General features: G+C 42.4%; 8 protein-coding genes. 4 read left to right on the forward strand and 4 right to left on the reverse strand.

The genetic code is table 11. The features are described from left to right. Window positions 1-110: 110 nt before the first annotated feature. Entirely contained in the window at window positions 111-623 is a 513-nt protein-coding gene (gene sixA / locus J8L84_RS04655) for a phosphohistidine phosphatase SixA (RefSeq protein ID WP_231518498.1), read from the reverse strand. Window positions 624-793: 170 nt separating this feature from the next. On the opposite strand from sixA, the gene J8L84_RS04660 reads away from it, so the two are divergent. From J8L84_RS04660 to J8L84_RS04670, 3 genes are all read left to right on the forward strand, one after another. Further along, the gene (locus J8L84_RS04660) at window positions 794-3,541 is read left to right on the forward strand and encodes an insulinase family protein (protein WP_211069657.1); all 2,748 of its coding nucleotides are present in this window, start codon (window positions 794-796) and stop codon (window positions 3,539-3,541) included. Window positions 3,542-3,697: 156 nt separating this feature from the next. Then, a complete protein-coding gene (locus tag J8L84_RS04665; RefSeq protein ID WP_211069658.1) occupies window positions 3,698-8,242 on the forward strand; it encodes an EAL domain-containing protein in 4,545 nt (1,514 codons plus the stop codon). Between the two features lie 192 nt (window positions 8,243-8,434). Then, window positions 8,435-8,599 (forward strand): hypothetical protein, encoded by a 165-nt coding sequence (locus J8L84_RS04670; protein WP_167347518.1) that lies wholly within the window; start codon window positions 8,435-8,437, stop codon window positions 8,597-8,599. A gap of 180 nt (window positions 8,600-8,779) precedes the next feature. Here the strand turns inward: J8L84_RS04670 and J8L84_RS04675 are convergent, their stop codons facing one another. The 3 genes from J8L84_RS04675 to fadI form a co-directional block, all read right to left on the reverse strand. After that, a complete protein-coding gene (locus tag J8L84_RS04675) occupies window positions 8,780-8,977 on the reverse strand; it encodes a hypothetical protein (RefSeq protein WP_211069659.1) in 198 nt (65 codons plus the stop codon). 201 nt (window positions 8,978-9,178) lie between these two features. After that, window positions 9,179-11,317 (reverse strand): fatty acid oxidation complex subunit alpha FadJ, encoded by a 2,139-nt coding sequence (gene fadJ, locus J8L84_RS04680; RefSeq protein ID WP_211069660.1) that lies wholly within the window; start codon window positions 11,315-11,317, stop codon window positions 9,179-9,181. Window positions 11,318-11,336: 19 nt separating this feature from the next. Continuing rightward, a complete protein-coding gene (fadI, locus tag J8L84_RS04685; RefSeq protein ID WP_013784923.1) occupies window positions 11,337-12,647 on the reverse strand; it encodes an acetyl-CoA C-acyltransferase FadI in 1,311 nt (436 codons plus the stop codon). A gap of 305 nt (window positions 12,648-12,952) precedes the next feature. Between fadI and J8L84_RS04690 the strand changes: the two genes are divergently transcribed. Continuing rightward, window positions 12,953-13,909: a MoxR family ATPase gene (locus tag J8L84_RS04690; RefSeq protein ID WP_057793039.1), complete on the forward strand. Its 957-nt coding sequence runs from the start codon at window positions 12,953-12,955 to the stop codon at window positions 13,907-13,909. The last annotated feature ends 3 nt before the right edge of the window (window positions 13,910-13,912 follow it).

The raw sequence follows: 13,912 nt of genomic DNA on the forward strand, positions 1-13,912 counted from the left end.
AAACAAAACTTCTGAAGCAAAATTCACAAATAAATCTTTAGTCTAATGTAACCATGGTTGTTCAAGCCAGATACACCACGTACATTGACCTTTTATCGCCATTTAAACCTTCAGCCTTGGTAATGCGTTACCAAGGTGCCTTTTTGTGTTCTGAGCGAGTATCGAATAACGGCAATGGAGGCTGTAGCGAATAAACTGGTTGTATAAGACTGGCACAATGCGTCAACCAAATAGCTGACTAATGGCATGTGGCTAACCACTAATATTCGCTTAAGGGGTTGTTTAGAATTCACAGCACTGTGAATGCGCGCCGATAAATAATCGCTAACCAATTCTGCCGAGCCGTCGGGAATAATATCTTCATTCACTTCGACTTTATCAGCGACGATATCGAGGGAGACCATATCAAGGGTTTGACGCGTTCTGCGATAAGGGCTGATTAACGCCAAATCTACGGCGTTATCAGGACAATAATTCGCACACAACCACTGCGTAGCGGCCGACGATTGCTGTCTACCAACTTGAGTGAGCTGCCGACTTTTGTCATCCAAACGCGGTGCTTCTGCCTCTCCGTGGCGCATGATAAATAAAAAAATGTCGTCGTTGCTACTTTGACCTGACATAACATTACGCATACTATGTTTTAAGTGCAGTTACGATAACAGAGTGCTTTAATTACGCATAGCACAAAACCTAAATAGTGGTTATTAAACTGTATTATTTCATTTCAGGGATTGTGAGCAGTTCGTGGTTTTCCTGACAATTTTGTCTTGAGTTATTACAATGAGATCATGTGACTAACGTTCAAAAGTTTGATAACGCATATCATCTTACCTTGCCTAACGGTCTAAGGGTTATGTTATGCCATGAGCCACAATCCAGCACCTCCTATGTTTCTATGGCGGTTCGTGCGGGTCATTTTTACGATCCAAACGAATGTCAGGGGCTAGCCCATTTACTAGAACACATGCTTTTTATGGGAAGTCGACATTTTCCAAACCCAAATAGTATCAATGGGTTCATCGAGCAACATGGCGGTAATATTAACGCGTGGACAGGCACTGAATATGCGAATTATCACTATCAGTGTGACGGTTCTGCGATTGCCCAAACCCTGCCGGCCTTTGCCGATATGTTGCGCCAGCCCATCTTAAATGAAACCGCGCTTACAAATGAAATCAAATCCATTGATGCAGAGTTTCAGTTTAAAATTAAAGACGACTTACGCCGGCTTTATCAAATTCACAAAGAAACGTGTAATCCTGCTCACCCCTTCTCCAAATTTTCTGTTGGCAATGCTGATATATTTTCAAAACACGAAGTTAGCAGCCTTCGCGAGGCATTAAGAGCTCTGCATAAACAGTATTATTGTGGGCGCAATATGTGTTTGTGTATTTCAAGCCCAGTTCCCATTGCTCAGTTAGAAGCGTTAATAACACAGAGCTTTTCAAGTTTTGAGGCCGGCGCGTTAGCCAGTGATTCTTGGCCTGCGCTTTATTCCTCTTCTCAGCTTGGTATTCAAATTAATATTAAACCGCTGCAAACAGCGCGGCGAATGATAGTAACCTTTGCATTGCCTGGTATTCACAACGATATCGATACCAAACCGCTAAATTATATTAGTCATTTACTTGGCGATGAAGGCGAAGGCAGTTTACTTGCCTACTTAAAGAGCCAAAACTGGGCGGTAAATCTAATTGCTGGTTCGGGTATTGAAGGCGACAAATTCAAAGACTTCAATATTAGCTTTCAGCTAACAGAGCTTGGGTTAGCAAACCAACACAATGTGGTAATGGCACTATTTAGTTACTTAGAATTGGTTAAGCTCTCTATTAATGATTCATGGCGATTCGAAGAGAAAGCACAACTTACCGCACTAGCACTAGAATATGAAGAAAACGTTAAGCCGCTAACGATGGTTAGCGAATTTGCTCAGCATCAATTTTTATTCACTCCGGAGCAACTAAGAAAGCTTCGCACGAGTATTGGTAGCTACGATGGCGCAGTTATGAAAGAGGCCTTGTCGTTCTTTACGCCGTTTAATATTCGATTAAAAGTAATCTCTCCGGATGTAGAAACCGACAGAAGCTGCGCATATTACAATGCAAGATACCGTGTTCAGCCTATTGCTGAAGAACAGTTGAACGCCTTTGCGTCACCAATAACGATTGAAGCATTATCACTGCCCCCTCCGAACCCCTATTTGGGGGAAAGCTATGCGTTAGTATTACCCGAAACAGGATTCGATAACCCTACGAAACTGGTTGATAAAGACGGTGTGCGCTTTTGGTTTGCACAAGACCAACAGTTTTTTAGCCCCAAGGGCGACATTTATGTCTCGTTTGATATGGTGCATTTTTCTGATTCTTTAACCGCGGTTGCTGCTAAGCGAATTTGGTTAAGTGCATTAAATGACTACCTGCAAGCCAAGTATTACCGCGCCGAAATTGCGGGTCTGCATTATCGAATTTATGGCCACCAAGCTGGCTTTACACTGCATACCCGAGGCTTTACCAATCAGCAGATGTTATTAGCAGAGCAGTTACTAGAAGCGGTCTTATCGTTTAAACCATCAGAGTTTAATTTTCAGCATTACAAACAAATGCAGCTTCAGAATTTACAGAACTCATTGTTAAACAAACCAACTAACCGCTTGTTCTCTAGGTTGAGTGTGTTGATACAGCGTAATACTCAAGCCCCAATAGAATTACTGCAAGCCGTAGCCAACACATCTTATGAAGATATGATTAAAGTGCGTGACACTGCATTTGACGATTATTTCATAGAAAGCTTTGTGCATGGCAATTGGGCCAGCGAGCAAGCAATGGAGTTCGCAAACACTATTGATCGTAAATGTGATAACACCAGCGGTGCACCTTTGTCTCGCGCGGTATCAAAACTACCCGTTGGCGAAGCTTTTTATCATCAAGTCAGTTGTGAGCACGACGATGCGGCTGTTGTGCTGTATTTACAAGCCCCCACTGCAGGCCTTCACGACACTGCACTTTGTATGGTGTTAGAGCAAATGTTGGCGGCACCATTTTTCAATGCGCTTCGAACAGAACAGCAGTTGGGCTACATTGTGGGAACCGGCTATGTACCCCACAATCAACACCCTGGGATGGCATTTTATGTGCAAAGCCCTAATAACAGTGCCAAAACGCTACTTGATGCCATGACCGTATTTCTGTTTCAGCAGTTAGAAGAAATCGAGTTTTATCGTTTTTATTGGTCTACGATCAAACAGAACTTATTAAAACAACTTGAAGAACGTGACCTTAATTTGTCGATGAAGTCGCAAAGACTATGGATAAGCTTAGGTACGCAAGATTTAAGCTTTAATAGAAATACACAACTCGCTGAGTGTATTAGTGCGTTGAGTTTTGAAGATATTCAGAGTTACGCTCATCAACTTGCCAAGCGAGAGCGTTGCGGAGAGTTGATTCTGTTTGCAGAAGGTAAGTATGAAAAACTAGAAACGCCAAAGCACAGAACCATAAATGGAATTTCTGAGTTTAAATCCCAAATTCCTTATTACTAGCAAAAGATGGTTAACAATTGAACCATCACCCTCCTATAACTAAAAATCGCTTGTAGAGCCCGCGTTATTTCGGCATATTTATTATTCTGGCTGTTAGGGACGCGGCCAGCCTAACTATAAATTATAATGATAAGGCGTAATGCCAAAGGTGTGTAGGTGCGCTCAACCCTAGCTTACTCAGTTATAGTCATATGGCTTCAACTGCTTGGAGTAATTTTCTCCGATGCGGCGGCCATAGAAGTTGCTGATTTACAATTTACTGAGTTAGATAATCGAGATGGGTTATCTAGTACCGTTGTCCTCGACATTGCCGAAGACGACAAGGGATACATATGGCTTGCGACACCTAACGGGCTTAACCGTTACTCTGGTTATGAAATTAATCAGTATCACCCGTCAGATAATGACCCCCATGCCCTTCCTAGTGGATTTATTCAAAAATTATTTGTTGATTCTGATGGCATCCTTTGGATTGCGACTCATTCAGGGTTAGCCCGATACCGACCAGAAAGTGATGATTTTGAAACATTTTCCAAGCAAAACTCCGTTATCAAACTCGATGTAATCACAACAATTAGTGAAGGTATTAACGGTAATATTTTGTTCTCGGACCATAAATATGCGTATTCCTTATCTAAAAACGAAAATGACCAAATAAAAATACTTGCCCAAGTCTATAAGTCCGATAGCACCATAAAGTTAATATATGATGAACCTTCTCGAATCTGGTTTGGCTCTAACGAACTAGGTGCAAAGATTTTAGATAAGAACTCCAACGAAGTTTTTGAGTTAGGTATGGTCAACCCATGGGGGATCAGTCTAGATACAGGGGCTCTGCATGATATTACAGTAATTGAAGGCAATTATTGGTTAGCCACTAATAAAGGCGTATATATTATTAGTGCGAATGGCGGCCAACTCAAGCACATTAGTAGAGAGTTGATGAACCTTGATGGCGACGTAAATGTCACCTCTATCATAGAGTTTGATGAGCATGTTTGGTTCAGCTCAGACAATGGCCTCTTTATCGTTAATACCAATATTGAATCGCCAAAAAACATATCTTCTGCAGACATTACCCATTTAAGTTCAGACAAACAAAATACAACCAAGCTCAGCCAGAATATTATTTTCGGTATCACTAAAGATAGATCCGGTGCCCTATGGCTTGGCACTATGCAAAATGCTTTCAAATTCCACTCGGAGTTTTCTGAAATACGTTTTCACTCTAGTGCACTTAAAGACACAGATGGAGATGAAAACTCAACGATATGGGGTCTAGCCCAAGATTCTTCAAATGACATATATTTTGCTTCTCAACAAGATGGAATTGGGAGGCTTGATCGCGTTACGGGTGATTTCGATTATATCTCTTTCGATGAGGAAATCTCTCCTGGCACTAGCTATTGGGATGTTGAAATTGATAAAGAAGGTTATTTTTGGGTTGCTAGCTCAGGAGGTTTAAGTGTTTATAAGCGAATAGATAATAAGCTTGAACTATTGAAACGTTATTTCCCTGGTCAGTTTGTTGACTATATTTATAAAGGAAACGATAAAGTTTGGGTTTGGTTAGAAGATAATGGCCTGTATTCATTAGACACAACTATGAATACGGAAATCTCTTCGCCTATTCATCATGAAGTAGATACTGCTTCTACCATCCTGCTCCCTATATTTAGTGACAATAACAATCGGTTATGGCTTAGACAAGAAAGTGGCATTCTTCTTTACTCCCTGACGAGCAACAGAGTAGTAGAGCGAATTGGAAAAGAAAAAGGCCTCTCGTCACCCGTTTACGGCGTGTATGAAACACCTGACGCGTATTGGTTAACCACCCGTTCGGATGGCGTGCTTAAAGTTGACAAGAAAACTCTGCAGGTCGTACAGCGTCAAACTCGTGATGATGGAAAAGGGTTTATTTTTTCATCTATTGGTACCCACGACAGTATTTGGTACGCAGACAGTGCGGGGGTCCATCAAATAGAACTTTCTACACTCACGGAAATATCGAGTGTTTCAAATGATCAACTTGAATTTAATTCTCTTGGGGAAAGTGCAGTTTTAGCAACCTCCAATGGGGATATCTATTTTGGCGGCAACAAAGGCTTCAACAGAATATCCAAAGCACATCAAGTATCATCAATAGAAGGTGAAAATCGAACCAGTACGCCCGAACTATTTGAATTTAGAGTTTTTGGTGAATCAAACCAAGCAAATACGGGATTACTTGGTACCGATAAAGTAGTTGAAGAAGACAGTTTACTCGCAAATATTACATACAAAAGTGACAAACTACTTGAGTATTATGAATCTAGATTCAGCATTTCATTTGGTTTAATAAACGCTGTCTACCCCAAAGAGGTTTCATATCGCTATCGCCTAAAAGGCATGGATAATTTATGGGTTTACAATGAAAATGTTAGAACCGCTCAATTTAACAACATTTCGTTTGGCAATTATATTTTTGAAGTTCAAGCTATCGAGCCAGGGAAACATTGGTCTAAAAGTCGCGAGTTAAAAATCTATATTAATCGCCCGCCTTGGCTTCATACTGTTGCATTAGTTTTTTATGCGCTAATACTTACCATTGTTTTAGCCTTTATCATTCGACAGTACCAACTACGTAAATCGAATCAACTTTCCATACGTGAATCAGAAGAGCGACTTAAACTTACTTTATGGAGCTCTGGTGACGAACTATGGGATTGGGACGTATATCGTGGCCAAGTATATCGAGCAAACACATGGGGTACGTTAGATTTCCCGCAAGACGATATAAGAACCACGGGCGCCTACGACGCTAACATTCACCCTAATGATATTGGGCGCGTTAGAGATGCATTGCGCAGTCATTTAGAAGGCAAGAGTGACTTCTATGAGCTTGCCTATCGCGCTAAAACTTTTAAAAACCAATGGATATGGTTACTAGATCGCGGAAAAGTGGTTGAACGGGATCATAACCAGCAGCCGGTTCGAATGACCGGAACGTTGAAGAATATTAACCATCTAAAAGAAGCCGAAGAACAGCTAAACCTGTTTAAGCGCTCAATTGAAAATATCTCTGAGGGTGTTTTCATTACTACCACCCAGTTCAAATTTATTTCAGTGAATAACGCTTACTGTAGCTATACAGGTGAAACTAGAGAACAAGCCCTTGCAAGCTATCTGCATTTCCATTTGTATCCCGATGCGTTTACAGAAGAGATTAAAAAGACACTGAAAACCAAAGGTAATTGGTCGGGTGAAGTAGAATCAGTTCGCGTTAATGGTGAACGTTACGAAATGGAACTAAACATAGATGCAGTACACGATGACGACGGAAAGATAAGTCATTTCGTGGGTGTATTTAGCGACATCACCTCACGTAAGAGTACCGAAAAAGAATTACTTAAACTGGCTAATATCGACCCACTCACTGAGCTTCCTAACCGCTCGTTCTACCAAGCGAGTCATCAGAACTTAGTGCGTAAAGGGGCTCCTCACACTTTGCTGTGTTTAGACATGGACAACTTCAAGAAGATAAATGACTCGCTAGGCCACCAAACTGGCGACATCTTAATTAAACAAATTGCCAAACGCCTACAACGTATTACGGGTAAAAATGCTACATGTTACCGACTTGGTGGCGATGAGTTCAGTGTCTTAATGGAAGATAGTGCAGATATTCATACTGTCACCCATTATGCACAAAACTTACTCGATACCCTTGCTCGCCCGTTCATTATCAATAAGCAAGAGTTTGTGTTGGGCGCAAGCCTGGGGATAGCTTTTTTCCCTGACGACGGTAATACGCCACAAGAAATGCTAAAAAATGCCGACACCGCCATGTACTTTGCAAAAAATAATGGTGGTAATAGCTATCAATTCTTCAGCGGTGAAATGAACCAAAATGCGGTTCGTCAGTTGCAAATCGAAAACTTAATTCGCCAAGGTATTAAAGACGACTTATTTACGGTTTACTACCAACCAAAAGTTGATATCGCCTCTGGTAAACTGGTGAGTATGGAAGCGTTAGTGCGCTTTGAACACCCGCAGAAAGGCATAGTGAGTCCTGGGCAATTTATTCCCCTTGCTGAGCAAACAGGTCAGATCATCGAAATTGGTGAACAGGTATTACGTAAAGCCTGTATAGATACCAAACGCTGGGTCTCTCAAGGCTTATTTACCGGTCGCGTAGCCGTGAATATCTCTGTTAAGCAATTCGAACTTCCAGATTTAGACGATAGAATTAACCGTATTTTAAGTGAAGTTGGCCTATCCCCACTTCATTTAGAGTGTGAAATTACCGAAGGGACTTTAATGGAAGACCCTGAAAATGGCCTTCGGATGATGAGCCGCCTGAGAGAGCGCGGTATACACCTTGCCCTAGATGATTTTGGTACTGGGTACTCTTCCTTGGCCTATCTGAAGCGATTCCCACTCAATACGCTTAAAATAGATAAGGCCTTTATTGACGATATCGCTAAAAGTAGCGTAGACCGTCATATGGCAGCAGCAATAATTAATATCGCTCACAACCTAGGCTTAAAAGTAGTGGCTGAAGGGGTTGAGGAAGAAGAGCAGCTTAATATTTTACGTCGCTATGATTGCGAAATGCTACAGGGCTTTTTATACAGCCGCCCGCTTAATGCTGAGCGTTTTGAAAAATTACTTACCGAAAATCAAAAACTTCACAACCTGCTTGGCCATTCAAACATCTGACTATTTTTTGGCGCTTACTACTTTTGACTAATTCAAGTGTCAAAAAACGCACCAAAACCAACCTTAAACCATAAAAATCAACAGCTTAAAAAGTTGGCACATCTCTCGCAATATCTTCTGTAACCGGTAAACATCCTTTCTATCGGTTTTGTTTGTTCGTTCTTAAAATAAAAAAATCAGAGGAATATTAAAATGTTAAAAGAGTATGCTGTTGCATTAGTACTATCTACCGCTACCCCTGTTGCTGCTGATAACCAAGAAGGCGCTAAGCAAGCCCCTGAGCAGCAAAAAGAGTCGGTTACACAACCTCAAAACTACCGCCCTAAAACCGGCAATGGTTATGGTGTAGGCTTATAATAGCCTCGAAGAATTCCAAAAAAGAGAGCATAGACTCTCTTTTTTTATACCTGAAATTCAGCGGTGCGCCTAATGCATAGACTTGATGGGGGATAGAAAGGGGTTATTCTTGCTTTAAAGGCTTTAAAGGCTTTAAGCGCTTCATACATAACAGTGCTTCTATAGCCTCTATGTAGCTGTTTAAGCTTCTACCATTAGATTATTAAATCCTACAGCCCTGCGCCAATGTATATGTCTGGCAATACCGAACAAAGGGAATACAAAAGGCCCTATCACTAACGCAAGCGCTGCCCAATACTTAGCATTCATTCCCCACTTCACAGCCTCAACATAAAAGAAAACACTACTTAATAGGCTTATCGATATTAAAACAAACAAAAAGCTCTCCTACTTAACTTAGTATTTAAGGGAATTGAAAAACTCTTTTAAATACAACGCCAAAATTTTGACTGGAATTTTTTAAACTGCGGGATTGTACTGAAAATTGACTAGTAAACCAGCAACATTAATCATTACATACAAAAAAGCCGGGAACCCTTAATTTTTCAGGAGCCCGGCTATTTATCTATTGCTTATACATCAGTAAAAGGTGCTGTTCTCTTCAGCCATTTTCACCAATATATCTGCAGGTGTGAATTTATCACCCACGGTGCTAGCGTAATGATTCAAACGCTCAACAACATGTTTAATGCCTAATGTGTCCATGTAACGGAAAGGACCACCTAGGAACGGTGGGAATCCGATGCCAAAGATAGCACCAATGTCGCCATCACGGGCATTTCGAATAACACTCTCATCTAAACAGCGAGCGGCTTCATTAAGCATCATAAGCACGCAGCGTTCAGCCACTTCTTTTTCACTCAATTTAGTTGACGGTGTTAAGCCTAGAAGTGAGTAGATACTTTCATCCACTTCTTTACCTGGCTTCTTGCCTTCGTAGCTGTAAAAACCTTTTTGGTTCTTTTTACCTTTACGACCATCAGCCAGTACTTTATCGAAAGCAGATGGCGCCGTAAAACGCTCTCCAAAGGCTTCTACTAGGAAAGGGATAATCTTAGTACCAACATCAATACCAACCTCATCAAGCAACTTCACAGGACCTACAGGGAAGCCAAACTTAACGAGAGACTTATCGATATGCTCGATAGGCTCACCAGCAAGAATTAAGCTAGCCGCTTCATTCATGTAAGGCGCTAAAATGCGGTTAACGTAGAAGCCTGCGCCATCTTTAACAACGACGGGTGTTTTACCCTGCTTTTTCGCAAATTCAACAGTAGATGAAATAACTTGATCTGACGTAGTTTCATGAGCGATAACTTCCGCCAATGGCATTTTATCTACAGGTGAAAAGTAGTGAAGGCCAATCACGTTTTCAGGACGAGCCGCTTTGGCAGCAATTTGGGTAATTGGAATAGAAGAAGTGTTAGAGGCAAAGATGGTGTTCTCTTTGCAATTTTCTTCAATATCCGCGACCATTTTTTGCTTAAGATCTAAATCTTCAAATACCGCTTCAACTACAATATCGGTATCTTGATAGCCGCTATAGTCTAAGGTGCCAGTGATAAGCGACAGTTGCTTTTGCATTTCGCTACTACGCATGAAGCGCTTTTTCACTTTCTTATTTAAAATGTCGTAGCTGTATTTCATTGCGTTAGCAATGCCTTCAGGGCGAACATCTTTAATACGCACAGGCACGCCAGCTTTGGTAGAGGTTACAAACGCAATACCGCCGCCCATTAATCCGCCGCCTAATACGCCAACTTTTTTCATTTTCTCTGGCGCTACGCCTTCAATACCGTTTTCTTTCTTCATGTCGGTAGTCGCGAAGAATATTTGGCGTAATTGGAAAGATTCAGGCGTCATCACCAACTTTCCGAATGCTTCAGCTTCGGCTTTGAGGCCAGCTTCAATGCCATCGCGCATGCCAGTTTCGATAACATCAATGATGTAACCTGGCGCAGGATAGTTACCTTTAGTTTTTGCAAACGTCGCTTCGCGCGCTTTTTTGAACATCATGCCGCGGCCTGGGCCGGTATTTTCAAGCATTTTGTCCATTACGCTTTTTTGCGGCGCTTCACGCTCAGGCTTGCGCTTAAGGGCAAACTGTTCAGCCACTTTAAGCAACACGCTTTGCGGTACAACATCATCAACAATGCCGTACTTTTTAGCTTGCTTCGCGCGGGCTGGCGCACCAGTAAGCATCATTTTCATGGCTTGCTGTATACCAATTAAACGAGGTAATCGTTGTGTACCACCACTGCCAGGCAATAAGCCAAGCTGAACTTCAGGCAAACCCACCTGAGTACTTGGTGAATCGGTACAAATTCGATAATGACATGCAAGGGCAAGCTCTAGACCACCACCAAGCGCAGGGCCATTTATGGCGGCAACAAAAGTTGCTTTCATGCGCTCGATACGGTCAAAAATAGCTTGGCCGCCTGCTGCAATCGTTGTTGCGTCTTCTGCGGTATTACATGCCGCAAGCATGCTAATATCGGCACCGGCTACAAACGAGTTTGCTTTGCCACTCGTTAGCACAACACCTTTAATACTGGTATCTGCATCAATGTCATCCAGCATGGCAGATATTTCATCGCCAAAAGCTGCTTTTAGCGTATTCATAGACTCGCCAGGTACATCCATGGTGAGTATGGCTACGCCATTGTCTTGTTTAATTAACGTAAAGGCACCAGATGTTGCTTGAACGTCATTTGTCATTGTTGTGTCCTGACTCATATTATTCTGTCTCCACAATCATAGCTGCACCTAAACCACCCGCTGCACAAGCGGTTAGTAGACCAGTACCACCACCTCGGCGATTAAGCTCGTTAAGCATTTGAGTAATCATTCGCGTACCTGTCGCCGCAAACGGGTGACCATAAGCAATAGAACTTCCCATTACGTTAAATTTGTCCATATCAATTTCACCGGTCGCTTTAGCGCGGCCAAGTTTTTCTTGGGCAAATTTATCGCTGGCAAACATCTTCACATTAGAAAGGGTTTGCGCCGCAAAGGCTTCGTGCATTTCGATAAGCGTAATATCGTTTAATGTCATGCCTGCACGGTCTAGTGCGATTGGGGTAGCGTAAGAAGGCCCCATTAACATGTCTTCCCAAACGTCGATGGCAGAGAATGCGTAACTTTTTAGGTAACCTAATGGCTTATAACCCAGCTCTTTCGCACGGCTTTCAGTCATCATAATAACGGCTGAAGCACCATCAGTTAGTGGGGTGGCGTTAGCTGCCGTTACCGTACCGTATTTTTTATCAAAAACAGGACGAAGTTTTGCGTAGCCTTCAAGCTTTGAATCGAAACGTACGTTATTATCGCGAGATAACGCGCCTTTATACGGTTCTGCATAAGCGGTCATCACTTCACTATCTAGCTTACCTTCTTCCCAGCTTTGCGCCGCAAAACTGTGTGAACGATGCGCTAGTGCATCTTGTTCTTCACGTGAGATATGGTGCGATTTCGCCATTTGCTCAGCAGTTTGTCCCATAGACAAACCAGTTGAGTATTCTGCAACGGCTGGCGGCACAGGGGCCAGATCTTTAAGGCCTAAACGCTTAAAGATATTAAACTTCTGACCCAAGGTTTTGGTTTTTTGAAGATCCACCAATGCGCGAGCTAGGTTTTTAGATACACCAATTGGCGATACAGACGTAGAGTCAGCACCACCAGCAATACCTACCTGAACGTGGCCAGCCATCATACTTTCGGCAATATTCACAGTGGACTGGAAACTAGTGGCACATGCGCGAGATACGCTGTAGGCGTCTGTGTGCACGTTCATGCCAGTACCCAATACAATTTCACGGGCAATATTTGGGGCTTCAGGCATTTGAACAACTTGACCGTAGACAACCTGATCAACCCATTCTTTTTGTATACCATGGCGTACGAGCAGTTCGTTAACGACCATTTTACCTAAATCGACAGCGGGAACGCCGTGGAAATATGTCGCCATTTTTGCAAACGGAGTACGTAACCCCGCCACAATGGCGATGCGATCACCCTCGCGGGTAGTAACAGATTGTCTTGTTGACATAATGCACCTAAATTAATGACCACGTGAAATAAGTGGTCTGACCTGTAATAAACCCAATTTTTACAAACAATGAACAAAATAGCAAATTATCAACGTTCACGAACAGTTTTCAGCCTATTTGTTTCGAATAAGCGTCGCCTATCTGAAAATTAGATGTTTTTAACGACTTGAACTAGACGACAAGGGAACCATATAAGAAAAACATAGTCTGTTTTATGCCAATTTATCTACTCGCGACACACATTTGGGCGCGTTAATTGGTTTACTTTTCCTGATAACTAGAATTTCAACGGAATAATTGCATTATGGCAGCGGAACAATTTCAGCAACTGCAGAAGTATTTAGATCAGCAAATTATTGGTCAAAGTGCACTTACGAAAAGCCTTCTTATTGCGCTTTTAGCCGATGGTCACCTATTAGTAGAAGGACCTCCAGGTTTAGCTAAAACACGAGCAATCAACGCGCTTGCCAATGGTATCGACGGCGACTTTCATCGCGTTCAATTTACCCCAGATTTATTACCTGCTGATTTAACCGGCACGGATATCTACCGCCCTGAAACGGGTGAATTTGTTTTTCAAAAAGGCCCACTATTTCATAACTTAGTTCTGGCCGATGAAATTAACCGTGCACCTGCTAAAGTTCAATCAGCGCTGTTAGAAGCCATGGCTGAGCGCCAAATAACGGTTGGTAGTAAGACCTACCCGCTTCCACCATTGTTCTTAGTTATGGCTACACAGAACCCGCTTGAACAAGAAGGCACGTACCCATTACCAGAAGCACAGCTCGATCGCTTCTTAATGCACGTTGATATTGATTACCCAGACGCAGAAACAGAGTTAGAAATTTTGCGATTAACCCGTGGTGAAGCACTATCAGTACCGCCAGTAACACCGCCTAAATTAACTCAGCAAGATATATTCTCTTCACGTAAAGAAGCGCTCGCGCTTCATATGGCGCCTGAGCTTGAGCAATATTTGGTGCAATTGGTTATGGCCACCAGACAACCCGCTAAGTTTGACGCCAACCTTGCTGAGTGGATCGCCATGGGTACTAGCCCTCGCGCTACCATCAGCTTAGACCGTTGCGCACGTGCACACGCTTGGTTAAGTGGACGAGATTTTGTTGGCCCTGATGATATTCAAGCGGTTGTACATAACGTACTTCGTCATCGTATTATTTTGTCTTATCACGCAGAAGCGCAAGGCATTACCATGAACGATGTACTGAACCAGATTGTTGCTACTGTTGCTGTTCCATAAACG

The sequence above is a fragment of the Alteromonas sp. MMG017 genome (genome assembly GCF_018100795.1).
Lineage (GTDB): Bacteria > Pseudomonadota > Gammaproteobacteria > Enterobacterales > Alteromonadaceae > Alteromonas.

Excerpts from the sequence above, each read along its gene's own strand:
- fadJ (WP_211069660.1), bottom strand. The coding sequence starts at position 11,317 with ATGACAAATGACGTTCAAGCAACATCTGGTGCCTTTACGTTAATTAAA.
- J8L84_RS04690 (WP_057793039.1), top strand. The coding sequence starts at position 12,953 with ATGGCAGCGGAACAATTTCAGCAACTGCAGAAGTATTTAGATCAGCAA.
- fadI (WP_013784923.1), bottom strand. The coding sequence starts at position 12,647 with ATGTCAACAAGACAATCTGTTACTACCCGCGAGGGTGATCGCATCGCC.
- J8L84_RS04670 (WP_167347518.1), top strand. The coding sequence starts at position 8,435 with ATGTTAAAAGAGTATGCTGTTGCATTAGTACTATCTACCGCTACCCCT.
- sixA (WP_231518498.1), bottom strand. The coding sequence starts at position 623 with ATGTCAGGTCAAAGTAGCAACGACGACATTTTTTTATTTATCATGCGC.